Consider the following 22,577-nt stretch of genomic DNA (forward strand, 5'->3'; position numbering starts at 1 on the left):
CGCGTCGGCGCCGCACTCCAGCTTGCCCTTCGCGCGCCCGACGGCAAGCCTCACGAAAGGACGGCCCATGACCAGCTTCACTGCGACCTACAGCCCGGAAGACAACAAGCTTCGCCTCTACGCATCCACGCGCCTCGACGAGGAAACCTATGCCCGCATCAAGGAGGCCGGCTTCCGATGGGCCCCCAAGCAAGAACTGTTCGTCGCGCCCAAATGGACGCCGCAGCGCGAGGATCTCGCCGTCGAACTGGCAGGCGAGATCGAGGCGGAGGAGATGACGCTCGTCGAGCGCGCCGTGATCAAGGCCGAACGGCTCGACGGCCTCGCGCACAAGCGCTATGCGCAAGCCAATGCCTTCGCGCGCCGCGCCGACGAACTCAGCCAAGCCTTCGATATGGGGCAGCCCATCCTGGTCGGCCATCATAGCGAACGCCGGGCGCGCAAGACACAGGAGCGGATGCACGCGGCGCAGAGCGCGGCGGTGAAAGCCGGACAAGCCGCCAACTATTGGCTCTCGCGCGCCGGCGGAGTCGAGCATTTCGCGAACATGAAGGGCGACCCGCGCGTGCGCGCCAACCGCATCAAGACATTGCTGACCGAACTGCGGGATCTTCAGCGCGGCATCAACGCGGCCCATGCGGCGCTGGCAATCTGGGAAACATGCACAACCGACGCCCAGATCCGGCACGTCCTCGGTCATATGGATTCGCGCCGCACCTGGTCGAGCTATGAGCTCTATTCCAAGGTCGACAAAGGCGAGATCACCCCAGCGGACGCCCGGCAACAATGTATCGCTGCCGCGACCCTTGCCGTCAACGGTCCGACGCGCCGACGCTGGATCGAGCATGTCCTCAATCGGCTCGCCTTCGAGCGCTCGATGCTGGGTGACGTGCCCCGCTATGAGGGCGCGCTGACCCCGGTCATCCTCCAGGCCTTCGCGCGCGAGCATGGCGCGGAAAGCCCCAAATGCACCGCCACCGATCCGGGCTTCTTGCAGCTCGAAAGCCCGGTGCCGCTCCCTGCACATATCGCGTCGGAAACCGCCCTCGAATTGAGCGAGGACGACTGGCGCGACCTCATGCAGTCGAGCGGCTACATCGTGACCGAGAAAAAAGCCCGCCGCGCCTCGGCCAAGCCGGATAGCGTGCCGCTGATCAATCTCACGCAGGAACAGGCCGAGCAACTGCAGCGGATATGGGACCTGCACATGACCGCAGCGTGCAAGGGCAAGCCCGGCGCGGCCAAGGCGGCGGAGGTGCGGAAGACGACCCAGGCGATCTACTCGGCCAATTCGAAAGGGGACTACGATGTCTTCAAGACGATAGAGATCGCCGCCGATGCCCGCCGCGTGCGGATGGAATGGCAAAGGCAGGAGCGCGTGCGGTCGGGCGAGCCGGTCGCCCGCATCCGCATCTCGACGATCGGCAGCGAATTCTACAAGCCCGACTCAGTAGTGGTCCTCACCGACAAGCCCGGAAAGCCGCTGCCGTTCGATCTCGATGCCGTCGAAGCGGCCGCGCGCCGCGCCGCGAGCGAGGAGACGGCAGCATGAAACGCAGCGTCTATACACGGCCCGCCAAGCCCCTGCGCATCGCGGCCAAGGCACGCAGCGACTTCGACAAGGTCGACATCCCGTCCGCCCCCGAGATCGTCGCCGTCGACAAAGCCACCGAGTGCCATGTGACGCCGCCCGAGGTCGCGGCACGGATGGTGCGCTATCTCGGTCCGGTCGGCGACTATCTGACACTCGAGCCGTCCGCGGGCACGGGCAATCTCTCCCGCGCGCTCCTCGAAAGCGGGCACAGCCGCTGCGAACTGGTGCAGGTGGAACGCCATATCGGGGTTGCAAGCCAACTCCGCCGGTTCGGGACGGTGATCAACCGGTGCTTTCTCGACTATTCGGCGGAGGTGCGCGGGAAGGTCGAGTTCCCCCGCGTCCTCATGAACCCGCCGTTCAGCCATGCGCGCCAGCATATCGCGGCGGCGCTCGACCTCATGGGACCCCATGGGCATGTCGAGGCGCCGACACTGGTCGCGCTGGTGCCCGACAGCTTCGAGGCCGAAGGCATGGAGGTGCTGGAGCATCTGCCCCACGACACCTTCGCGACGGCGAAGGTGCGCACCAAGATCATCCGCATTCGCCTTCAGCACCCGAAGGCAGCGTTCACGAGCCTCGACGCCGAGCGTTGCCAGGGACTGGTGCTGAACGCGCCGGAGTTCTTCGCCGACAAGGACTTCGTCGCATGGCTGCGCAGCGACGTTCCCAAGTTCACCTGGCATCGCGGCGACGCGCCCGACGAATATTCCGATGTCGTCGTCCTGGTCGACCCGGACCTTGGCGGCGAAGGCTCCGATTCCGACATGCCCGAGCATATCTGGACCGCGATCGTCGAGCAGTGCCGCACGCATCTCGGCGCGTCGCCGGGGCAAAGCCACTATATGGTGCGGATCACCAATCTGGCGAACGACTGAAAAGATGCGATCATTTCCGTCGCGGCTCCCATCTTCGTCAATGGCCGGCACCGGCCGGCAAAATCGCTTCCGCCCGGTCGCGCCGCGTCACGAGCGACCAGATCTCCCCGGCAATCTCGTCGGGATCGATGACGGGGAAGCTCGGATCCAGTTCGGTCCCGCCGGCGGTCGCCGCGCGAAGGCCCGCCGAACGCTCGATCATCGCGCCGATGTTGACCGTGCCGACATAGACGCCCCGCGACGCCACCTCGGCGTTAAGCGTGAGCGCATAGTTGCGTGCCGCAGCCATGGCGGGGCCAACGCCGCTCAGTCCCGGGATCGTCACCAGCGCCGTCAAGCCCCCGACAATGACGATGGCGCCGTCTCCGCGCGTCAGCTGGCGCTGCAGCACCGCATGCGCCACCTCAATGGGCGCATAGGTGAAGATGTCCGTCACCGACCGGAGCCCCGCAGCATCGAGGTCGACCGCGGGCACGAAACCGACATCGGACGGAACCGGCGCATAAACCGCGACATCGATGCCGCCGAAGCGCGCCTCGATAGCACGGACGAGCGCAGGAATGGCGGTAAGGTCGGTCAGATCGCCGGGAAAGGCGGCGGCCTCAATGCCCGCGGCCGCGAGCTCGGCGACGCGCTCGTCGAGCGGCCCGGCGCTGCGCGCGACCAGCGCGACCCGGTAGCCCTCGCGTCCGAAGCGGGTGGCGAGGGAGGCGCCGAGCCCGCTTCCCGCGCCGAACAGGGCAATCGTCTTCTTGTCGGTCATCGTTGGTTCCTTCGTAGGTAGTATGTTCAGTTGACCAACTATGATTGTGGGACTTATGCTTCACAAGAACGCATATTTTCAGGACGACCTGGTCACATGGCTATGCCCGCCCCACCCGATCAGCCCGGCACGGATGGGGTGTGCCAGCGCGTCAACCGGATGTTCGGCCGCATCGGCGACAAATGGACCATTCTCGTCGTCACGATGCTGATGGACCGGCCAAGGCGCTTCAACGAACTCAAACGGCTGATCGGCGGCATCTCGCAGCAGATGCTTTCCCGCACCCTCAGATCATTGGAACACGACGGGCTGGTGACACGCACGGTTCACCCCAGCGTGCCCCCACAGGTCGAATATGGCCTGACCCCTCTCGGCCAGTCACTCGCCCAGCCGCTGACGCAACTGGCGATGTGGATGCTCTCCCATCTCGACGAGATCGAACAGCACCGCGCACTGCGCGATATGCAGGAAGGACAGCTTCCGGCCGTCCGTCTCGCCGAACCCTGAGCGTCGGCCGGGGCACGACAGACACCGGCTACGGCGATCTTCTTCGCGTCACCGCCCTGCGGGCGGGCGGCATCTCCCGCGAAAAGGAGAGGGGGATGGGCAGGGCGTATCCAGCAACGGAGCCTTGCCATGACCTTCTCGCCGTCCCGCCGCTACGCCGTCGCGCTCGATCCGTCCGGTCTCGACACGATCGCTTCGTCCCTCGCCGCGATCCTGTCCGCGATCGACGACTGCAAACGCCGCGGCCTCGATCACAACGCCGATCCTGCCCTGCTGCTTCTCGCCCGTCATCTCGGCATGATCGCACAGGCACGCGGGCCAGCCGACGACGCCTTGCTGCGCGCCTGCGAAATGGCCGTCGAGCGATCCTCGCGCCAGCCGCTGCTCCCCCAGCTGATGGCCAGCGACCTCGGTTACGACGCGCAGGCCAAGGACGCCTTCCACCGGGAAGGCCAGAAGGCGCTGCGCGCGCTCGCCAAGGCCCTCGCGCTGCCGCGCGCCGACTTTTCGGTGCGATCCCACCGCGGCGGAATCGCCAGCTCGGGCGAGGTCATCCTCCACGGCGAGCAGATCTATGTCCAGCTCGGGCAAAGCTGCCTCGGCCACGGGCGCGAGATCATGTTCCGCAGCGTCAGCAGCCGGCAGGACTATAGCGGCGGCGGCAATCACTGGGCGTCGGTCGAGGAACTGACGGACCCCATCACGCTGGCCGACCGGATCGCCCGGGAGCTTCGCCTCGAAAACGCGCTGGTGGCATGACATGGCGATAGCCATCTTCAGCTCTACCGAATCAATGCCGCGCTGACGCCGATCCTACATAATATCATCCCACGGCACGACGATTGAGCACCGACCCACCCAGGAAGGACGCTGCCATGAGCCGCCACGAACTCGCTCCCAGCTCCGATGCCATCGCCCGGGATGGCACTCTCTCGGTCGCGATCGGCTGGGATCCGCCGCTCGCCACCTATTTCGCCATCGTCCGGCGTGAGGACGAGGATGTCGATGACGAGGCGGCCATCCTGCTCTGGATCGGCACGGGCTATGAGGAAATCCGCGAACCGGAACCCGCGCTCGAAGCCATCCGCCCGTTCGCATCGTTCGACGACGATTTCGCCCGCGCCCTGCGGGCCGACCGGCTTCGCGAAGGCAGCCGGCCCCGCGCGCCCTGGGTGCGCTGACCCAGCCCGCCTACGGAGCAGGAGAGCCATTGCGAAGGAGCACCCCCGGCTCCACGCCCAATGCGTCGGCGATCCTGCCGAGCACCGTCACGCTGGCGGAGACGTCGCCCCGCTCGACCGCCCCCACATAGCGCGCGCTCAGCCCGGCACGTTCGCCCAGTTCTTCCTGCGTCCACTGACAATCATGACGTAACCGACGCACATTCATCGCCATGATCTCCCTGAGATCCATGACATGATGGGAACCAGTATCGGAAGGATCGTTCTAGGAACGATAGTTCCGATTCGTTCGAACGCATGCTAAACATCGTCTCGACCACCACCGTGCAAGGATCAGGCCGGAATCGACCGCATGTCCATGACGATCGAGCTTTGCGAGACGCGCGTGACCCTGCCCGTCGGGGCGCGGCCGCTCCGCTTCTGGGGCGCGGTGATGATCGACGGGCAGCGCGCCTTCCTCGCCGACAACCACACTCGCGACGGCCGGATCCGCTTGCGTGCGCTCCGTGGCTTCGATCGCACGCAGGTCGATGCCGAACTGGCGCACAGCCGGCCGCCGGTCGAGGCCGAAGGGCACAGCTTCCCGACGACGCTCGAGCTGGAGGTCGCCATGCTCGCGGATCGCGCCGCGATTATCGCCGACCTGCGCCTTCGCCTGCGCGATATGGTGCTCGCGATCGAACAGGACCGCGTACGCGCCTACCCCGCGACGCCTGCGAACCGCATGCTGATCGAGCTGGTCGCCGTCGCCCGGACGCCGGATGCGGTGCTGCTCGAGGAGGACGATCCTCTCGCCTTCGAGCGCGCGGCGGACCTGATCCTCGGCCGGCACTGAGCCGCGTTTCCCGGCGTCAGGGCGCGATGCGCCCACGGTCAGGCAAGGGGAAGGGGGAGGGAGAGGGTGGCCGCGATGAAGCGGCCCAGGAGATACTCCCATGACATCCTCCCTCATCGTCGGCCCCGTTCCCTATGAGGAAAGCTGCGCCCAGCTCGGGCATACGCCGGACTTCGAGCGCATCGCCCGGCTGGAATGCACGCTCCATCGCGCCGCGCTCGTCGCCATGTTCGGTCCGCCGCCCGAAGGCGTCACCATCGCCGTCCGCTCCAATCCCCACGACTTCGGCACCTATTACGATCTCGCGGTCCGGGTCGACGACGGCGACCCCGACGCCCGCGCCTATGCGCTGCGCCTCGAGGACGAGGGACCGGGCCGCTGGCACGATGCCGGCTTCACGGCGCCGGTCGACTATGGCGAGCGCGGCGCGGTCATCCACGTCACGCATGGCGACCTCGCCTCGGGGATCCGCGCCGCCGTCCTGACGCTTGGACAATTCCCCGACCGCGAGGCCCAGGCGGCCATGCGCGCGAATCTGGTCGCCGCCTATCCCGAACATGCCGGGGCGCCAGCCGCCAGCTCCTGACGCCGCTCCGGGCTCAGGCCCGATCCACCCGACCCTCCCCCCCAAAGCCCGGCCGCGCGCCGGGCTTTCGTGTTTTTTTTTGGAGATTCCCATGTCCGACATTCTCATCGACAGCGCCTGCGACCTGCTCCGCGCACTCGGCATCGTCGCCGCGACCTTCGCGCTCGACGGCGGCGGCGACTCCGGGGAAAGCACCCTCGCAACGGTCCGCTATGCCGACGGCCGCGAGGATTACCGCCTGCCCGAACTCCCGATCGCGCTCCACAACGACGGCCGTCCTATCCTCCTCGGCGGGTTCCTCGAAGACTATTCCAGCGACCTCCCCGACGGCGACTGGGTCAACAATGAAGGCGGCTACGGCACGGTCACCATCCGCCCGCTCGAAACCGACCCTCATGAGCGCGTCGAATGCGACATGACCTACCGCGCGGACGACGACTATGATGACGACGACTATGACGAGGATGACGATCCGGACGATCCGGACGATCCGGACGAACCGGACGCGATGCTCGACGCGTTCGAGATCGCCGGGACGGCCGCTGACGACAGCCCGGACCTCCTCCCCGACATCGCCCCGTTCGAGAAGACGGCCTTTGAGGAGGCAGGCGCATGACCCGCCCCTCCAACGCCTTCGGCGCGCGCAAGGCGTCCGCGCTGCGCGAACTCGCCGCCGCGGTGCCCGAGATCGAGGCTCTCGCCGAAACCGAGCCGGTCGACGCGCTGACGACGGTCATGGCGTTCTCCACCGTCAGCATCACCATCGCCCAGCGCGAGAACGATGTCATGGCCTATCCGGCCTGCCAGCCCGACATCGCCACTCACCCGCTGGCGGCCGAACTGGGTGATCTGCTCGCACAGGCGATCAGCGAACCGCTCCTCCAGCCACAGATTCACGGCCATTTCGATCCGGCAAAATGGCTCGACACGCACGGCTTCGCCCAGCTCGTCATCCGGCTGGTCGAGGCAGGCGCTACGCCCTCTGCCATCATGCAGGCGACCCATATCGCCGGCCGGGCGCTCACGACGCTCCGAGACATGGCGACGACACTGGGCCGGTCGCATTTCCGGGTCATCTGCTCGCGTGACATCGGCTTCGTCCAGCGAAACCAGGTCTATCTCCTGCCGGTCGCGCAATGGACGCTTGCCACCCACCTGTGCGGCCAGCCCGAACGCGCGCTCGTCATGACACGACGGCGCCAGGCGCTCGACATCTACGCCGCCGTCGCCAAAGCCTTGCTCGAACCGCCGATCAGCGCCGCGATCGACGAGGGCAGACCGCTGCGGCGCGTGCTGGCCGACCATCTCGACATAAAGACGGCGCATCTGGCCCGGCTGCGCGGCGTGCGGACATTCGCCGAGGCGCTCGGGGCTGCAACCGACCATCAGTCCAAGATCGACGCCTTGCGGCTACACGAAGTGCCGCTCCATGAATGGCCCGAAGGGCGCCAGTGGGAAGCCGACATATTCGATTCCAGAGCGATCCACGCGCTGCTGCGTCCAGACTATATCAGTGCCGCGTCGGGCGGGGAGGATGCGATCGCCGCGCTCAGCGAGGATCTGCTGCGTCCGCTCGCGGGCAGCCTCGCCGGACCGGTCGACCGGACGCACGGCTATGAACTGCAATGGTTCATCAGCTCCCTTACACCGCCATCCCATGTCTCGGGCGGCGAGGCGCACCGGCTCTGGCTACGCGCGCTGCGTCACGCCATCATCGGGCCGCGCGGCGTCAAATCGTTCGGAGAAGCGATCGAGGCCTGGCACCGCCGGGCGGCGACGCTCGCGGCGGTCCGTCATGAGAACAAGGTCGACCGGCCCGGCTGGCCCGCCTTGTGCGAACCCTGGCGATCGGCCGACGGAGAGCATGCAATCGTGCCGCTCACCGGCGCCGGCGATCTCGTGGCCGAGGGCAATGCGCTCAACCACTGCGTCGGCGGCTATTATCCGCAATGCCGGCGCGGCGACACGCAGATCTTCTCGCTTCGCCATGCCGATGGTCAGCGCGCCACGCTCGAACTGCTGCTGTCGCAAGCGCCGAGCGGCAGGCTCGCGATCAGGGTCGGCCAGTTCAGGACCCACTCGAACCGAACGCCCGGCGCCGGACCCCAGGCGATCCTCCAGCAGTTCCTGACAGACCTGCAAACCGGCCGTCATCCGATCGCCCATGCGAGGATCGCGGCCCACCGCAAGGACATGGAGGGGTCGGGGGACCATGCCTATCGCAACGCGCCCCTACCGCTCGACCATGCGCGCATGGCATGGCCGCTCTACCGCGTCCTGCTTCCCAGGGGCGTGCCTGACAGCTTCGACGAATGGTGCGTCACCTCGGGGCTGACCGAAGCGTTCGGCACGATCCTGGGCGCCGTCACCCGCCGGGACCAGCAGGTCCAGACCAAAGGCTCCCAACAGGAGGCACTTCCATGAACCCTTACGATCATGCGCGCTCGTCCGCGCGAATCCACGGCGGAAGCTGGACCGACTATCATGCCCTCCACGCCTGGTTCGACGCCTCGAAGGCCGCCCACTGCCACTTCACCCATCGCGCGCTGCGCCATCATGAAGAAGGCATCGCCGAGGCCGTCGCCGTCTTCGGAACGACCGTCCGCAATGTCGACGGCGTTACCGTAGCGGTCGATACGCTGGCGCGACAGCATATCCAGGAGGACTGCCGCTACCTGCCCTCGGCGGCGGACTGGCTCGCGGACTTCGACATGCCCGCCTGGTTCCCGGCCGTCCTGCCCGACGCGGGCGACCTCGCCGCCATCAGCGCGCGGCGCTTCGGCGGCGAAGCCCGCCACTATCTGCCGCTTCACCGCTGGTTCCTCGCCACGAGCGCGTGGACCGGCGGCCCGGCCCATCTGTTCTTCCGCCATCAGGCCTTCGGCATCCATGAAACCGAGCATCGCTTCGGACCCGCTCTCGTCAATGGCGACGGGGCCGTGCCGACCCGGGTGGTCGCTGAACATCATGTGCGCGCCATCCTCGGCCGCCTGCCGGCGGCGCCGGACCTGTTCCGGCGGATGAAAGGCCAGCGCTGGATGCTGCAGGCGACCTCGCGCGACCGCATCGGCCTTACCTGATGCCTTGCCAGGCGGCGTCCCGCTCCGCGAACTCCCAATCGCTGCCAGCTTCGCCATCTGCCGCACCCGTCGCCTCCGGCGCCGGGAAGGATCCGCGCCCTGGTTCGCCAGCGAAAGGGGAGGGGGAGGGCAGGGAGTGAGCCGGGGTGAGAGCCGGCTTGCCGCTCCTCCTTCACCATCCTGACCGACTGGAGAACCGATATGACCCTGTTGACGCGCATCGACCATCTCGAACTGCTCGACCGGATGCGAACCTTTCTCGTGACGCCCGGCAATCTCGCCGGCGGCGAGGGCGCCTTGCTTGCCGCCCAGATCGAGGCCGTGCAGCACCAGTTCCGGTCCTGGCAGGTTCCCTGGCCCGTCGACGTTCACCACGGCGTGATCTACCTGCCGTGGGACATCCACCATTTTCTCGCACCCACCAGGCGCGCCCTCGTCGCCGACATGGCCAGCTACTGTCGCGAACATTGGTCCGAAGTCGGCGACGACCGCGACCCCGCGACAATCGATGACGAAGCCACGGTCGAAGCCTGTTCGGGGCATCGTCCGGGGTTCCGTATCGGGATCGGGGTCAGCTCGATCGCTCCCGAACCGCTGACCGGCGGCGCCATGTATGTCGACGAACGTGTGCTGCGGATCAGCACCGAGCATCTCACCGCCGGCACGCGCGACAAGCTTGCCGAATGGACCGGAACGCGTGCGGCCGACCACCCGCTGGAAGCCCTCGGCACCTTGTTCGGATGGCTCGTTCCGACGGCTCGCCATCACATCGTCGCCGAGCTTCCTGAGGATCTTGCCCTAATCCTTCGCTTCGCTCGCACTCATGGTGCCGACTATGCGCTGATCGGGCCGCAGGGCGAGCTGATCGAGCCGCTGCCCCTGTTCGGTTGATCGGCAGGCCGGCGAAGCCGGCCTCACCACCCTCGCGCGCTTCCGCCCAACTTTGGAGCGGGAGCGCGCTACGCACCCTGTCTTCAGGAGAGCGCCATGCCCTTCTTCGAACAATATAGAGGCCTCATCCAGGCCAACATCGATCGCGCCGGCCAGCATCTCGTCGCGGTCTTCCCCGACGACGAGGAACCCGGCTTCGCCTACACGGTCGGCAATGCCGGCTACGGCCTGCCCGAACTGCTGATCCTCGGCAATTTCGCGCCGGACACCATGGGCAACATCCTCAACGATCTCGGGCAGCGCATGCGCTCGGCCGGACAGCCGCTCGACGGTGAGATCAGCCTCGGCGGCCGCTTCCCGGTGCGCATTCAACTGGCCGGGCCGGGCGCCGCACGGCGTTATACGCTGATGGCGGCACGCTATCTCGGCCATGACCGCTATAGCGTGCTACAGGTTCTGTTCTGCGATCCGCTCGGCATCTTTCCCGGCGAACCCGGATGCGATCCGCGCTACGATATTCCCCTCGCCTGACGGAGCCGAGCATGGATGCCTCCCGACGTCCGCGCCGCGGTCGACCGTCTGTTCGATCTTGCGCGCAGCGATACCGGGCAAGCCCGCCGGGTGGCGAACTTCCTGCTCGCTTGGCACAATGGCGCAGACTGCGGTGGTTTCGACCTCGCCGACCTGTTCGCGGTCGACCGCGAGGTCAGCACCGACATGGCGACAGTGTTCGCCTTTCTCGGCCAGCATCCCGGCGCCATCTATCCCGATGCGTTCGGTCATAAGGACGATATCGTCGTCCTGCTCCGATACTGGCGCGACCTCGCAGACGATTGAGTCTCGGCCAGCGGCGCACCGCCCGCCGCGCGGAGCATCGCGACATAGTGGACGCGCCCGGCCACCAAAGGCTGAACGATCACCGGCATCCCCGGCGAGCGACGGACCCGCCGGTCCCGAAGGGACCGGCGATGAAGGCAAGGAGGTGAAGGGGCAGGGAAGCTGCCCGGGCATGGGCCACGACCGTCACCGGCCGGGCGCCCCTGCGGCAGCTCCCTTCACCCGGAGCCTTCATCATGGACACAAGCAAAGCCGCGCGGTGGTCGGCGCCGGAACTCGCCACGCTGCGCGCCTGCTACCCCGACGAGGGATGCCGCCTCGCGGCCCGGCTTCCCGGCCGGAGCCCGCACGCCATCCAGGCCAAGGCCCACAAGCTCGGCCTCAAGACAGAGCATGGCAGCCCCGCCCCGAAAACCCGGTTGCAGGGCGGGGCGCTGGACGAAGCCATCCGGCTGCGCGAGGCTGAAGGTTGGTCCTTCGCCGCGATCGGGAAGCATCTCGGCGTCTGCGAGGCGAGCGCCTCCAACGCGGTGACGATCGCGCTCTGCATCCGACACGGCTACCGACCCGCCGAACGCGATGCACGCGGCCGTCTCACCGATGCTGGCATCGAGCGGCTGCGCTATGCCCTGAAGAAGGGCTTGAAGGGCGCCGAGATCCAGCTTCGCCTCGGCATCTCGGCCACCTGCGTATCCGAACAGCGCCGCCGCTATAATCGCGAACTGCTGTCGCGCGGCAAGGCGCCGCTGCCACCGCCCGGCGGCGGCATGGCCTATAGCGGCGCCAAACTGGACCCGGCACAACGCAAGCAGGTCGAGGCGCTGTTCATGCAAGGGCTCGGGACCGCCAAAGTCTCCCAGCGCACCGGCGTCTCGAAGACGAGCTGCACCCGGATTCGGGACCGCCTCGTGCGCCGCCTGCGCCGCAAGGGCGAGAGCCTGCCGGGATGCGATGCCGCCGGCATCCGGCATGTCCACGCCGAAAGCAGCCGGTTCGTCACCGACGCACAAAAGCAGGCGCTGCGCGCCATGCTGCTCGACCGCGTCCCCGTCCGCCGCGCCGCCCTCGAACTGGTGATCGGAACGTCCTCGGCCTATCGCCTCCGCGATGCGCTCGCCGCCGAACTGGCACGCGAGGGGCGATCCCTGCCGCCGCCAACGCTGCCCGGCAGCGCGCGCCGGAAGGTTTCGCCCGATCCGTTCTGGCCTCCGGCCGGCGCGCGGGATATCTTCGCCTTCCGCCAGCTCCTTGCATCCATGAGCTTCGCGGACGCCAAGGCGCATTGGCTGGCTACACGACAGGCCGCCCGCATCGCCGAACGGCATGCGCAGGCACAGCGCCCGCTCAGCTTCGAGGAACAGCTCGCCCGGGTCGCCGCCGGGAAGGCCGGCCTGACACGCGCCATCGTCCGCAGCCATCTCGAGCCGCGGGTCGCCGATCTTGCCGGCCCCGCGCGCGGCGCGCGCGACGTCGCCGACCAATATAATCACCTCACATAGATCGGCTACGACATCAGACCCGTCACCCCGGAGCCATCCTGTGTCGCCGGCCGGATGCGGCCGGCTCCGCCAACTCCGCGCTCAAAGGCAACGCTGCCGGGATCGATCAGGACTGAGCATCCGATCGCCGGCGGGATGTCAGCGGCAGGCGGTCCTGACGGACCGCGCGTCACTTGTTTGGCGGGGCGCGTCGGGGACGCCGCGCCCCGCATCAGCCTCGGAGCAGGTCGATCATCGCACCCTGCGCCACCCTCGCCAGTGTCCCGGCGTTGCAGACCCGCCCGCCGGGGTCGGCGGCAAGATGGAATCGGCCGCAAGCGGCCGATATTTTTGTTTGTTTGGAAGCCGCCTCAACAGAAATAACGGTTTCCACCGCTGCGCGGCGGACCCTCCGTGATTTCTGTTGCCCCCGGCGGGCGGGCCTGCGCCTTGGGACACAGGCGAAGGTGGCTCCGGGTGCGATGATCGACGGCGACGCCGCTCTCCTCGGCTGATCAATTATGAATTGCTCCGCAATATGTTTCTTTGTGGGTCGCTTCGCTCCCGGTTCAGGCTCAGGTTCACCAGGCACGATGAAATGTGTCAAGAAAACAATGAGATAGACCGTTTTTCGAGCCTCTTGTATAAAGAGGATGTCGGAAGGGGACGCGCCCTGGACGGCATCAACCCCGGCGATGGAAGCGCCGGAGCTTTCGGAGTATTGAACATGGCTAACATCGGTAACTTGAAGCGCAACGAGCAGGGTGTTTTCATCGGCCGTCTGGTCGCGCCCGACTTCTCGGTGACGGTCTATCTCGCGACCGTGGAGCGCACGAAGGAACGCTCCCCCGTCTGCGAGGTGATGGGCCTCAATCCGTCGCGCGATTGGGCGCGGCTCGGCGCGCTGTTCGAGCAGACCGCGCGCGAAACGGGCGTGATCTTCTATCAGGGTTCCATCACCCCGCCCAAGACCGACAAGCGTTATTACATCACCCTGTTCCGCCAGAACGACGGCAGCTTCAACGTCGTGCTGAACGAGCCGAGCAACAACCGCCGCGCGCCGATGAGCAGCCCCGAAATGGCTGGCAGTGGCGAACCGGGTGTCCCCGCCGATGACGGCCTCGGCGAAAGCACCGCGCCGAATACCGGCTTGCCGCCCATCCCCGCTGGCGATCCCGCGCCGATGGGCGATCCCGTCGATAGCGGCAATCGCCGCGGCAAGGCGAACAAGCCCGCCGAGGAACCCACCCCCGCCGTCTAAGCGATTGGCCCGGAGTGATGGAAGCACTCCGGGCCTTTCGTCCCCGCCATTCGCTTTCGGAGTGAAATCACATGGCACGAACGAAACCGAAATCCTTTAGCAGTTTCACCGACCTCGCGGAAGTCTATGCCAGCTTGACCAGCGCCGAGAACTTCGCGTCCAGCTTCACCGAAACCGTGATCGAGTCCCGCCTTTCCATCATGTCGGAACCGACCGAAGCGGAAATGCCCGATGCGCACACCGCGCGGCTTTGCGTGGAGGAGATCATTTCCGCGATTTTCCGCCTCACCAACGACACGCGACTTGAGGAATACGCCCAGAGCCTCGCTTGGGGTTTCGTCAATAGCTTCCATGTCGTCGCGGATCGCATCAACCGCACCGAGGATCGCGCCGCGCAGGAGCTTGGCGACCTTGCCCGCAGGTTCGATCCGAGCGAAGTCTATCAAACACAGGTCGAGGAAAAGCAGCAGATTTGCCAGTCGCTCGCGGAAGCCCGCGCCTCCATCGAAACCATGCGCAGGCATGCCGAAGCGATCTACGCGGCCGAAGCCGGCCGCCCATTCAACACCACACGCGGCAGCAAGACCGGCGGCGCCCTGTCCGCCTCGCAAATCGAAGCCATCGACTGGTTGAAAGCCCGCGAAGCGGCGAAGCATTTCGAGCATAATCCCAAGGGCGTTAACGTCCTCGTATCCGGCGGGGCGTGGGAAGATGTGGACATGGTTTTCCAGCTACTCGACGGCATCAAGGCGCGCTATCCGAACATGGTGCTTCACACCGGCGCGCAATGGACCGGCATCGAGCAAATCGGCACCGAATGGGCCGCCAAAAGGGGCGTTGACACGGTGCTTTGGCGCTTGAAGAAATCCCTCGGCAAGCGCGCCGGTTTCTATCGCAACGACCGTTGGGAACGCACCGAATTTGCCGAAGCCGTCATTGGCGAAAACTCCTATGTGCAGGTTGACCTTGCCCGAAAACTGCGGGCCAATAACATTCCCCTGCATATCCTTCGCAAGCGCGAACAGAACGGCGGGCGCGGCCCCCTTACCGTGTCCGAAACGCGCGCCGAAGGCAGGCACTTCACCGACCGCGACCGCGAACCGCTTATCGTCCCCGACCAGCCGCGCGAATGGCGCGGGACGGCGACGCCTTTCGAGCAGGGAGAGGACGCGCCCTTCGGCAACATGGGTTCGCGCTACTGACCACCATGCGCCGCCCTTGGGTGGCGCATGGCACCCCCGATCGGTCCGAGCGCCGCCTGACGGCGGCGCTCGCATCGCGCTAGCCCGCGCCGTCCCGCCCAGGATCGAGCGTGTCGAAATGAAGGGGCCGAGCGGCTACGCCGCTCGGCCCTTTTTTCATGCGGATAACCGCAGCGATCAGGCGAGCCGCCGCGCCGCTTCCGCCACCCCAAGCGCCGCGATCCGCTCCGCGATCGGCGCGAACTGCGCGCGCGTCATGTCCGCCAGTCCGGCGGCCACCATCACCGCGCCCAGCTCCTCGCCCACACGCGCGACAATCTCCCGCTCCCGCGCGTCCAGCTTCGCACGCTCATTTGCCAGCCGCGCCAGCGCGGCGGCATTGCTCGGTCCCTTTTTGGGCATGTTCGACTCCTTCGCACATCGACCATTCCCGTTTGCCGACCGGTATCATAGCCGCCCGCCGCACCGGCGGATAGCGGCCCCAGCGTCCTGCCCGACCTTGCGGCCACGCCAATACCCCGCCGGAGGCGGGACCAATCCCTCATCAGCCCGGAACGGGCGCCCACACGGCACCACCCCACCGACTTGGCAGCTCTCAGCACACCTTATGCACCAAGGTGCATGGGGTTATGCTTGCTTTGCAAGCACTTAGTGAATCACATTCCGTGCATCCCGTTGGGATGCACGGCGAGGAGGCAAGCGAAAGGGCGGATTTCGGCCATTTATGCGGGATGCAACGGGATGCGCACGGCAGGGTGCGTTTTCGTTGCCGCAGCTCGCGCCGTCCGCTAGAATGCGCCCAATCTTGAGGCTCCATCAGCCCCATCCGCAAGGGGGCTGTATGCGACCATCCAGCGTTCAGACTTCGCTTCGCCTCGAGGCCGAGCTGTTCAGCCGGTTCGATCGAATCGCCGCCCAGGAAGGCATTTCCCGGGCAGCTGCGATGCGCATAGCTCTTCGAACCTATGCCGATGCCGCCGAGCAGATCGGGTCGAGCCAGCGCCGGCTGGCGCACATCGCTGAATATATGCAGATGGCGATCGACGTGATCATCCGGGAACAGTTTCCCGAGTATCGCGACCGCTTGGTGGAAGAAACGCCGCGCAGGGTGGAACGCTATCATGGCGCGTAACCGCACCCGCACCGACATCCGCAGCGACGGACGTCCCATCCCTCTCACGCACCATTCCGCTCGCGGAGAGGTGCAGCGTAATTCAGGGAATTTCACCCGCGGCTCGCAGCTCCTCACCCATGAGGTGCTGATGTTCCTCGCGGGAGCCAAGCTCCCGTTCATCGTCTGGGCGATCGTCTTTCTTGTCGCCTATTCGCTGATCCTCGCCTTCACCCTCGACGAGCACGAGATCCAGCTCATCCTGATGAAGCTCTATGCCCTCGCCTGGGACTGGGTCGATTTCGATCCGATGAAGCGCGTGAACCTGACGTTGCCCGATGGCAGCGTGCGCCGCACGGTCATGGCGATCGTCCAGTCGGTCCCGCAGGTCGAGGCGGCCTGGGCGAAAGGATTGCGAGGTTTGCTCGGCGCGTTTCTGGTCGCCGGCTTCGCCGCGATTCCCTTGAGCATCTGGTTCGTCGATCTGTCGCGTAGGCGCGGAAAGTCGATCCTTCAGGAGCGCCATGAACGCGGCGCCATGCTCGTCGACCGCGATCTGCTGCAGGCCGAGGTGATTGAACATAACCGCAGCCGGTTCGAAGCCGAAGCCCGCGAACTATTCCCCGACCTGACCCCTCGCCAGGTGCTCAAACTCCCCTTCGAGACGCGCAAGGCCGGGGGTGTCCATCATCCCTATACGCTTGCGGGAATTCCCTGGCCGTACCGGCTGGAGCAATCCCATACGATGCTGATGGGGACGACCGGAGCGGGCAAGACGACCGCACTGCGCAACCTCATCGAACAGATGCGCCGGCGACAGGATACGGCGGTCGTTTTCGATCTGACCGGCGCCTATGTCGAAGCCTTCTACGATCCTGATCGCGATACGATCCTCAATCCGATGGACACGCGTTGTCCAGCTTGGTCGATCTTCAACGACTGCTCGAGCTACAGCAACTTCACCACTGCCGCGGCCGCGCTGATTCCGTCCGATGGCGGGTCCGCAGAACCCTTCTGGGCACTGGCCGCGCGCACGCTTTTCGTGGAGATGTGTGTCCGGCTTCAGGAGCGGGGCCAGACGACGAATCTGGCCCTGGCTGAGAACCTGATGACGGCCGACCTGAAGCGGGTTCACCGCTACCTCGTAAACACAATCGCGGATCCCTTGACGGCCCCGGAAGCGGCCCGCATGGCCGAATCCGTACGGGCCGTCTTCAATACCAACGCGCAGATTCTTCGCTTCCTTCCCGACGAGGGCGAGCCGTTCTCGATCCGCCGCTGGATGACGACCGACAAGGCCCCGGGATCGATCCTCTTCGTCACCTCCGACTATGACGATCTCGAGATGAACAAGGCGCTGCTGACGCTGTGGATGGATCTCGCCATCAACAGCCTGATGCGAATGCCCCGAACCCGCCAATTGCGGACGTGGTTTATGTTCGATGAGGTTGGCGCGCTTCACCGTCTGCCGGCCATCACCAAGGGGCTTCAGACGGCGCGTAACTTCGGTGGCGCGATGATCCTTGGCCTCCACAGTTTCCAGCGACTGGTCGAGGTCTATGGCGAGGAAGGCGCGCGCAATCTCTCGTCGCTGGCGCGCACCAAGCTGATCCTTGCCACCGGCGACATCAAGACCGCCGAGGAATGCTCGCAATATATCGGCAGCCGCGAAGTCCGGCAAATGGATGAGGCCTATAGCTATGGCTACAACAACACCCGCGACGCCTCGACGCTGACCCCGCGCAAGCAGGTCGAGCCGCTGGTGCTGCCCGACGACATCACGAACCTCCCCTCGATGTGCGGATATGTGAAATTTCCCGACGGTTTTCCGGCCGCGCGCATCGAGCTGCAATGGCATAACTACCCCAGCGTCGCCGAGGGGTTCATTGCCCGTCCGAACCTCATGCCGGTTCGCTCGCGACGCGCCGAGGCGGTTTTCGACGATACCGAAGAAGGGGAGGCAGGAGGCCGCGACGGTTCGGTGCAGATCACCGAAGCCACCGCCGAACCGATCAATGTCGCAAAGGAACTGGCGGCCAAAATCCTGTCCGCAGAATCGGACGATACCCATGACACGGAGGCGGGGCGGCCAGTGTCGCGTGATGCTGAGGAAAGTCCATCCTCGCAAGCGGAGACACCGGCAACAGTCAGTGGTTCCGAGGCGCGTGCCGCGATCGACAATAGCGCTCAGCGCGATGCCGAGCAGCGGACAGGACGGGATACGCCTGCACGCGCGCCGGATGTCGAGGACCAGACGCTGAGGGAACTGCGCGAAGACTATTCCGGCCGCTTGGCGGATCGCGACGACCTCGATCTCGGGCTTTGACCCATGCTGTCGATGAGCCCCATCCGTTCGGCCGCCGGCAGTGCGGAATATTTCACCAAGGACGATTATTATACGTCCGAAGAGTCCGCCGAGACCAGCGCATGGGGCGGGGAGGGGGCCGAGATACTCGGCCTTGCCGGCGAGGTGGACAAGGAGACGTTCGAGAAGCTGTTGAACGGCGAGCTGCCCAACGGGGAGATGGTCGGCCAGGTCGAGAACCGTCAGCCCGGCATGGATTTGACCTTCTCCATGCCGAAATCGGCGTCGATCATGGCCTATATCGGCGGCGATCGCAGGATACTCGCGGCCAACATGGCGGCCGTGCGCGAGACGATGCGATGGGTGGAGAAGAACCTCGCCGAAGGCCGCAAGGACATCGACAACCGGAAGGTTCCAATCCGAAGCGGCAATCTCGTCTATTCATTGTTCGCCCATGATACGAGCCGGGCGCTCGATCCTCAGGGCCATATTCACGCCGTCGTCAAAAACCTGACCAGGATGCCGGACGGCGAGTGGCAGGCGCTCCACAATGGCGCGATCTGGCGCCACAATACGGTGATCGGCGCCATCTATCACGCGCATCTGCGCGAGCGGCTGGAACAGCTGGGCTACCGGATCGAAAGCGCCGGCAAGCACGGCATGTTCGAGATCGCCGGCATCTCCCGAGCGGTGATCGATGCGTTCAGCCAGAGACGCACGACCATTCTCGAGAAAGCGGCCGAGCTTGGCATCCGCACACCCGAGGGCCGCAACGCCGTGACCATCAACACGCGTGATCCCAAGCTCAATGTCGTGGACCGCGAGAGCCTGCGCGCGGAATGGAAAGAGAAAGCGAGCGAGCTGGGCTTCACGGGATCGGAGCTCCTCGCGGAAGCGAAGGCACGAAGCACCGACCGATCCGCCACCGGCATTCTCGGCCGCGGCTATGAGGCGGTGTCGTCGGCGATCTCGGGCGCCTGGGCCAAGGTCGGAGAATTTCTCCGGCCCGCCGATCCTCTGGTCGACCGCGGGCTCGCGCGTCTTGTCCAGTCCCCCGGCACGGCGCGCGCGCAGTTCGCCGTCGCGTCGGCAATCCGGATCCTCTCGCAGCGCGAGGCCGCTTTCGACCGGCACCAGCTCTCCAAGACCGCGCTCGATCTGGGGCTGCGGGGCGTCGTGGTCGATTCCGTCGAGCATCGCATCGACCAGCTCGTCGAGCGGGGCGCGCTGGTTCAGGGCGTCCCGCGTCATGACGGGACGATCAAGGAACTTACAACCGCCGAGGCGCTTGCGACCGAAACCAAGATCCTGACCGAAATGGAGCAAGGCAAGGGAAAAGGAATAGCAATCCTGTCCGCGGCCGAGGCGCCGGACCGCCTGCGGGCGGTCGCAAAAGAGCCGCTCAATGCCGGACAGATCGCCGCCGGAGTGCTCGCTTTGTCGAGCGAGGACCGCATGGTCACGATCCAGGGCCTGGCCGGCGCCGGCAAGTCCACGATGCTGCACGCCGTGGCGCGCGTCGCCGAGGCGGAAGGACGCACGGTGATCGGCCTCGCGTTCCAGAACAAGATGGTGAGGGATCTGGCAAACGATGCCGGGATCGAGGCCCGGACGATCGCTTCATTCCTGATCGAGCATGGCCGCCATCTCCGGCAGCCGTCGGGGACGTATTTCGAGGAAGCGCGCGATGCGATGCGCGGCAAGGTGCTGGTCGTCGACGAAGGGTCGATGGTCTCGAACGATCAGATGCTGCGATTGCACCAGATCGCCAATCTGCTCGAGGTCGAGAAGCTCGTCGTGGTCGGCGACCGCAAGCAGCTCCTGTCGATCGACGCGGGAAAGGCGTTCGCCCTGATTCAGGCTGCCGGCGCGACCATGGCACGCATGGTCCAGAATCTGCGGCAGCGCACGCCTGAACTGCGCGCGGTCGCGGCGCTCGCCAATATGGGTCGGCCCCGCAAGGCGATGGAAGTCCTTGGCGGGAAGGTCATCGAGGACAAGGAGCACGTCGCCCGTGCGGCCGATATGTGGCTCGCCCTGAGCCCCGAGGAACGCGAGCGGACGGCCGTGTTCGCGTCGGGCCGTGACACACGCGCCGAACTCAACCGGCTGATCCAGGACGGTCTGGCCGCAGAAGGCTCGATCGGTGGACCCAGTCTCAAGCTGACCGTGTTCGACCGGGTGAATCTGACGCGCGAGGAATTGCGATATACCCATAATTATCGACCGGGCCAGACGCTCGAGGCGATGTTGTCCGTTCGCGCGATCGGCCTCGACCGCGGCCTCTACACTGTGACCAGGGTGCTTGCGAGCGGCAAGGTCGAGGTGACGGATGGGAAGCACCGCCATCGTTTCGACCCGAAGCAGATACCGCCTGATCTCAAGGAGGATCGGCTCGGGCTGGCGATCAGGAAGGAGATCCAGATTCAGGCAGGGGACCGGATTCGCTGGACGGCCACCGACAAGAAGCGCGGCATGGACAACAGCGCGCTCGCGCGCGTGCTTGCCGTCAATGGCAATGACGTCGTCGTCGAGACGGCCGGCAAGCAGCAGGTGACGCTTCCGGCTGGCGATCCCATGCTCGGCCGTATCGATCTCGCCTACAGCCTCAACATGCACATGGCGCAGGGCATCTCGGTCGACAACGCGATCGCCGTGATGTCGTCCTACGAGCGCAATCTGTCTAACCAGCGGCTGTTCAACGTCATAGTGACGCGGGTGCGCTACGAGCTTCATCTCGTGGTCGATGATGTCGAGAAGCTGGCGCGGGCCCTTGAGCGCAATACCGGCGATAAGACCTCCTCGCTCGAAACCACGGGTCGGGTGAATTTCAGAATTAGCGGGCTGACCGGAGGGGGGACGGGAGGGCCGATGAGTCCGGCACCGACCGCGCCGGCCCTCCCGCCCGAACTCGACAAGCCCCCCGATGGCGGCGAGTGGCCCGCCGCCGAGCCGCCGCCGCCCATCGTCGCCAAGCCCGCGGTTTCCGACGCTGAAAGTCTGAAGGCGCCTTCTCCCCCTGCGGGGAAAGAGGCGCCGGCGCCGGTATTGCCATTGCCCGAACGCAGCATCGGGCTCGATCTCTAGCCATTATCCGGCGGGAAACCCGCCTTGCGAGGGAGGTAGCGATATGGGTTGGCAGTTCAAAAGCGCCGGCAGTTTTGCCGATGAACGCGCTGCGCGGGATTTTGCGGAGCGAAACTATCTCGAATCCGGCGATGTCCGCACACGCAATGTCGGCGGGCGGATCGAGCTTGAAATTCGCCAATCCGCCCTGGACGGCCGTCACCTCCAGGATTGTGGCGAGGGGCGTCGCAATGGCTGGAACTGAGGTGGCCGACGTGCTCGCCCATGCGCTCACCGAGAATTTCGGGCGCTATCTCGGTCTCGCCGTGCTGATCCTGAGCGGCATGCTGCTGATCGCCGCCCTCGGCGGCTGGCGTGCAGGAGGGCGGCATGTTCCTCAGGTCGTGGCAAAACCGCTGCTGACCAGGCGGGAGCAGGCCATGCTCCTTGTCCTCGAGCAGTTGCTTCCGGCCTGCCGGATCCATGCGCAGGTGGCGATGGGAGCGCTTCTGGCCCCGCCGGGCTATCGACAGAGGCGGACAGAATATTGGGAGCGCAATGCCTATGCGCGCAAGATCGTGGACTTTGTCGTTCAGGATCGGGCGACGGGCGCGGTGATCGCCCTGGTCGAGGTGGACGATCGAAGCCACGATGCTGAACGGGACCGATATCGGGACGAAATGACCGCCCGGGCCGGGTATCGCACCATTCGCATCCCGGCGGCGGCGCGGCCGACGCTATCCCATGTGAGGCCAGCGATCGCCGGGCTCTTGCCGGGAGAGCAGGGGGATCGACCAGGAAATAATCAGTCGTGACACTTTACCCTCGGGGGCGAGGGTGAGCTTCGGAAGCATCGATATAGGCTGACGATCCCTCATGGTTGCCGGATGGAAGAGGGGAGGGGCAAGGACGCGAAGGCGAGACGTGACACTTTTGCGCGTCGCCGCAGGTAAAGTGTCGCAGGTGACAAAGCGCAGGAATCCCGGTGAAATCTGGCGATCG

The 22,577-nt window shown here is 65.9% G+C and carries 25 protein-coding genes; 21 read left to right on the forward strand and 4 right to left on the reverse strand.

Annotation, left to right across the window (positions count from 1 at the left end; all coding sequences use genetic code 11):
• The first annotated feature begins 67 nt into the window (after positions 1 to 67).
• Both PX554_RS20035 and PX554_RS20040 read left to right on the forward strand, forming a co-directional pair.
• Positions 68 to 1,552, forward strand: a complete 1,485-nt coding sequence (locus tag PX554_RS20035) for a DUF3560 domain-containing protein (protein ID WP_275504249.1) — start codon at positions 68 to 70, stop codon at positions 1,550 to 1,552.
• Entirely contained in the window at positions 1,549 to 2,472 is a 924-nt protein-coding gene (locus tag PX554_RS20040) for a hypothetical protein (protein WP_275504250.1), read from the forward strand. Before PX554_RS20035 ends, PX554_RS20040 begins: the two co-directional genes overlap by 4 nt.
• A gap of 37 nt (positions 2,473 to 2,509) precedes the next feature.
• On the opposite strand, the gene PX554_RS20045 is transcribed toward PX554_RS20040, so the two are convergent.
• Positions 2,510 to 3,235 (reverse strand): SDR family NAD(P)-dependent oxidoreductase, encoded by a 726-nt coding sequence (locus tag PX554_RS20045; RefSeq protein WP_275504251.1) that lies wholly within the window; start codon positions 3,233 to 3,235, stop codon positions 2,510 to 2,512.
• 96 nt (positions 3,236 to 3,331) lie between these two features.
• On the opposite strand from PX554_RS20045, the gene PX554_RS20050 reads away from it, so the two are divergent.
• The 3 genes from PX554_RS20050 to PX554_RS20060 all read left to right on the forward strand — a co-directional run bounded on the left by PX554_RS20050 (position 3,332) and on the right by PX554_RS20060 (position 4,923).
• Positions 3,332 to 3,742 (forward strand): winged helix-turn-helix transcriptional regulator, encoded by a 411-nt coding sequence (locus tag PX554_RS20050; RefSeq protein ID WP_275504252.1) that lies wholly within the window; start codon positions 3,332 to 3,334, stop codon positions 3,740 to 3,742.
• Between the two features lie 129 nt (positions 3,743 to 3,871).
• Positions 3,872 to 4,501 carry a hypothetical protein gene (locus PX554_RS20055; protein ID WP_275504253.1) on the forward strand — a complete coding sequence of 210 codons (630 nt, stop codon included), beginning with the start codon at positions 3,872 to 3,874 and terminating at the stop codon, positions 4,499 to 4,501.
• Between the two features lie 116 nt (positions 4,502 to 4,617).
• Positions 4,618 to 4,923: a hypothetical protein gene (locus PX554_RS20060; RefSeq protein ID WP_275504254.1), complete on the forward strand. Its 306-nt coding sequence runs from the start codon at positions 4,618 to 4,620 to the stop codon at positions 4,921 to 4,923.
• Between the two features lie 10 nt (positions 4,924 to 4,933).
• Here the strand turns inward: PX554_RS20060 and PX554_RS20065 are convergent, their stop codons facing one another.
• Complete coding sequence (locus PX554_RS20065) at positions 4,934 to 5,131, reverse strand: helix-turn-helix domain-containing protein (protein ID WP_275504322.1); 198 nt, start codon at positions 5,129 to 5,131, stop codon at positions 4,934 to 4,936.
• Between the two features lie 144 nt (positions 5,132 to 5,275).
• On the opposite strand from PX554_RS20065, the gene PX554_RS20070 reads away from it, so the two are divergent.
• From PX554_RS20070 to PX554_RS20120, 11 genes are all read left to right on the forward strand, one after another.
• Complete coding sequence (locus tag PX554_RS20070) at positions 5,276 to 5,758, forward strand: hypothetical protein (RefSeq protein WP_275504255.1); 483 nt, start codon at positions 5,276 to 5,278, stop codon at positions 5,756 to 5,758.
• A gap of 100 nt (positions 5,759 to 5,858) precedes the next feature.
• Positions 5,859 to 6,344 (forward strand): hypothetical protein, encoded by a 486-nt coding sequence (locus PX554_RS20075; RefSeq protein WP_275504256.1) that lies wholly within the window; start codon positions 5,859 to 5,861, stop codon positions 6,342 to 6,344.
• 91 nt (positions 6,345 to 6,435) lie between these two features.
• Positions 6,436 to 6,960 carry a hypothetical protein gene (locus PX554_RS20080; RefSeq protein ID WP_275504257.1) on the forward strand — a complete coding sequence of 175 codons (525 nt, stop codon included), beginning with the start codon at positions 6,436 to 6,438 and terminating at the stop codon, positions 6,958 to 6,960.
• Entirely contained in the window at positions 6,957 to 8,768 is a 1,812-nt protein-coding gene (locus PX554_RS20085) for a PcfJ domain-containing protein (protein ID WP_275504258.1), read from the forward strand. Before PX554_RS20080 ends, PX554_RS20085 begins: the two co-directional genes overlap by 4 nt.
• Positions 8,765 to 9,424, forward strand: a complete 660-nt coding sequence (locus tag PX554_RS20090; protein ID WP_275504259.1) for a DUF6915 family protein — start codon at positions 8,765 to 8,767, stop codon at positions 9,422 to 9,424. Before PX554_RS20085 ends, PX554_RS20090 begins: the two co-directional genes overlap by 4 nt.
• A gap of 201 nt (positions 9,425 to 9,625) precedes the next feature.
• Positions 9,626 to 10,315, forward strand: a complete 690-nt coding sequence (locus tag PX554_RS20095) for a DUF5983 family protein (RefSeq protein ID WP_275504260.1) — start codon at positions 9,626 to 9,628, stop codon at positions 10,313 to 10,315.
• Positions 10,316 to 10,411: 96 nt separating this feature from the next.
• Positions 10,412 to 10,846, forward strand: a complete 435-nt coding sequence (locus PX554_RS20100) for a DUF4262 domain-containing protein (RefSeq protein ID WP_275504261.1) — start codon at positions 10,412 to 10,414, stop codon at positions 10,844 to 10,846.
• Positions 10,847 to 10,861: 15 nt separating this feature from the next.
• Positions 10,862 to 11,152, forward strand: coding sequence for a DUF7673 family protein (locus tag PX554_RS20105; RefSeq protein ID WP_275504262.1), 291 nt, complete (start codon positions 10,862 to 10,864; stop codon positions 11,150 to 11,152).
• Between the two features lie 236 nt (positions 11,153 to 11,388).
• A complete protein-coding gene (locus PX554_RS20110; RefSeq protein WP_275504263.1) occupies positions 11,389 to 12,651 on the forward strand; it encodes a hypothetical protein in 1,263 nt (420 codons plus the stop codon).
• Between the two features lie 706 nt (positions 12,652 to 13,357).
• A complete protein-coding gene (locus PX554_RS20115) occupies positions 13,358 to 13,891 on the forward strand; it encodes a DUF736 family protein (RefSeq protein ID WP_275504264.1) in 534 nt (177 codons plus the stop codon).
• A 71-nt stretch (positions 13,892 to 13,962) separates the two neighbouring features.
• A complete protein-coding gene (locus PX554_RS20120; RefSeq protein WP_275504265.1) occupies positions 13,963 to 15,093 on the forward strand; it encodes a DUF2493 domain-containing protein in 1,131 nt (376 codons plus the stop codon).
• Between the two features lie 177 nt (positions 15,094 to 15,270).
• Here PX554_RS20120 and PX554_RS20125 read toward each other — a convergent pair whose 3' ends face one another.
• Entirely contained in the window at positions 15,271 to 15,495 is a 225-nt protein-coding gene (locus PX554_RS20125; RefSeq protein ID WP_275504266.1) for a DUF6437 family protein, read from the reverse strand.
• Between the two features lie 439 nt (positions 15,496 to 15,934).
• On the opposite strand from PX554_RS20125, the gene PX554_RS20130 reads away from it, so the two are divergent.
• Positions 15,935 to 16,225, forward strand: coding sequence for a ribbon-helix-helix protein, CopG family (locus PX554_RS20130; RefSeq protein ID WP_275504267.1), 291 nt, complete (start codon positions 15,935 to 15,937; stop codon positions 16,223 to 16,225).
• Between the two features lie 82 nt (positions 16,226 to 16,307).
• Here the strand turns inward: PX554_RS20130 and PX554_RS20135 are convergent, their stop codons facing one another.
• The gene (locus PX554_RS20135) at positions 16,308 to 16,787 is read right to left on the reverse strand and encodes a hypothetical protein (protein WP_275504268.1); all 480 of its coding nucleotides are present in this window, start codon (positions 16,785 to 16,787) and stop codon (positions 16,308 to 16,310) included.
• Here PX554_RS20135 and PX554_RS20140 point away from each other — a divergent pair.
• From PX554_RS20140 to PX554_RS20155, 4 genes are read left to right on the forward strand one after another with little or no spacing between them, the layout of a single operon-like run.
• Positions 16,743 to 18,530, forward strand: a complete 1,788-nt coding sequence (locus tag PX554_RS20140) for a type IV secretion system DNA-binding domain-containing protein (RefSeq protein ID WP_275504269.1) — start codon at positions 16,743 to 16,745, stop codon at positions 18,528 to 18,530. The two genes, PX554_RS20135 and PX554_RS20140, sit on opposite strands and share 45 nt — an antisense overlap.
• 3 nt (positions 18,531 to 18,533) lie before the next feature.
• Positions 18,534 to 21,596, forward strand: coding sequence for a MobF family relaxase (gene mobF, locus PX554_RS20145; protein WP_275504270.1), 3,063 nt, complete (start codon positions 18,534 to 18,536; stop codon positions 21,594 to 21,596).
• Between the two features lie 43 nt (positions 21,597 to 21,639).
• On the forward strand, positions 21,640 to 21,840 hold the full coding sequence (locus PX554_RS20150) for a hypothetical protein (protein ID WP_275504271.1): 201 nt from the start codon (positions 21,640 to 21,642) through the stop codon (positions 21,838 to 21,840).
• Position 21,841: 1 nt separating this feature from the next.
• Positions 21,842 to 22,390, forward strand: a complete 549-nt coding sequence (locus PX554_RS20155; RefSeq protein ID WP_275504272.1) for a DUF2726 domain-containing protein — start codon at positions 21,842 to 21,844, stop codon at positions 22,388 to 22,390.
• Positions 22,391 to 22,577: the final 187 nt, after the last annotated feature.

Source organism: Sphingomonas pollutisoli (assembly GCF_029167165.1).
GTDB lineage: Bacteria > Pseudomonadota > Alphaproteobacteria > Sphingomonadales > Sphingomonadaceae > Sphingomonas > Sphingomonas pollutisoli.

Coding starts and splice junctions, on each gene's coding strand:
- PX554_RS20060 (WP_275504254.1), top strand. CDS start 4,618: ATGAGCCGCCACGAACTCGCTCCCAGCTCCGATGCCATCGCCCGGGAT.
- mobF (WP_275504270.1), top strand. CDS start 18,534: ATGCTGTCGATGAGCCCCATCCGTTCGGCCGCCGGCAGTGCGGAATAT.
- PX554_RS20035 (WP_275504249.1), top strand. CDS start 68: ATGACCAGCTTCACTGCGACCTACAGCCCGGAAGACAACAAGCTTCGC.
- PX554_RS20090 (WP_275504259.1), top strand. CDS start 8,765: ATGAACCCTTACGATCATGCGCGCTCGTCCGCGCGAATCCACGGCGGA.
- PX554_RS20135 (WP_275504268.1), bottom strand. CDS start 16,787: ATGTTCAATCACCTCGGCCTGCAGCAGATCGCGGTCGACGAGCATGGC.
- PX554_RS20045 (WP_275504251.1), bottom strand. CDS start 3,235: ATGACCGACAAGAAGACGATTGCCCTGTTCGGCGCGGGAAGCGGGCTC.
- PX554_RS20065 (WP_275504322.1), bottom strand. CDS start 5,131: ATGAATGTGCGTCGGTTACGTCATGATTGTCAGTGGACGCAGGAAGAA.
- PX554_RS20070 (WP_275504255.1), top strand. CDS start 5,276: ATGTCCATGACGATCGAGCTTTGCGAGACGCGCGTGACCCTGCCCGTC.
- PX554_RS20125 (WP_275504266.1), bottom strand. CDS start 15,495: ATGCCCAAAAAGGGACCGAGCAATGCCGCCGCGCTGGCGCGGCTGGCA.
- PX554_RS20085 (WP_275504258.1), top strand. CDS start 6,957: ATGACCCGCCCCTCCAACGCCTTCGGCGCGCGCAAGGCGTCCGCGCTG.
- PX554_RS20130 (WP_275504267.1), top strand. CDS start 15,935: ATGCGACCATCCAGCGTTCAGACTTCGCTTCGCCTCGAGGCCGAGCTG.
- PX554_RS20075 (WP_275504256.1), top strand. CDS start 5,859: ATGACATCCTCCCTCATCGTCGGCCCCGTTCCCTATGAGGAAAGCTGC.
- PX554_RS20055 (WP_275504253.1), top strand. CDS start 3,872: ATGACCTTCTCGCCGTCCCGCCGCTACGCCGTCGCGCTCGATCCGTCC.
- PX554_RS20095 (WP_275504260.1), top strand. CDS start 9,626: ATGACCCTGTTGACGCGCATCGACCATCTCGAACTGCTCGACCGGATG.
- PX554_RS20080 (WP_275504257.1), top strand. CDS start 6,436: ATGTCCGACATTCTCATCGACAGCGCCTGCGACCTGCTCCGCGCACTC.
- PX554_RS20105 (WP_275504262.1), top strand. CDS start 10,862: ATGCCTCCCGACGTCCGCGCCGCGGTCGACCGTCTGTTCGATCTTGCG.
- PX554_RS20120 (WP_275504265.1), top strand. CDS start 13,963: ATGGCACGAACGAAACCGAAATCCTTTAGCAGTTTCACCGACCTCGCG.
- PX554_RS20110 (WP_275504263.1), top strand. CDS start 11,389: ATGGACACAAGCAAAGCCGCGCGGTGGTCGGCGCCGGAACTCGCCACG.
- PX554_RS20150 (WP_275504271.1), top strand. CDS start 21,640: ATGGGTTGGCAGTTCAAAAGCGCCGGCAGTTTTGCCGATGAACGCGCT.
- PX554_RS20115 (WP_275504264.1), top strand. CDS start 13,358: ATGGCTAACATCGGTAACTTGAAGCGCAACGAGCAGGGTGTTTTCATC.
- PX554_RS20050 (WP_275504252.1), top strand. CDS start 3,332: ATGGCTATGCCCGCCCCACCCGATCAGCCCGGCACGGATGGGGTGTGC.
- PX554_RS20100 (WP_275504261.1), top strand. CDS start 10,412: ATGCCCTTCTTCGAACAATATAGAGGCCTCATCCAGGCCAACATCGAT.
- PX554_RS20040 (WP_275504250.1), top strand. CDS start 1,549: ATGAAACGCAGCGTCTATACACGGCCCGCCAAGCCCCTGCGCATCGCG.
- PX554_RS20140 (WP_275504269.1), top strand. CDS start 16,743: ATGCTCGTCGACCGCGATCTGCTGCAGGCCGAGGTGATTGAACATAAC.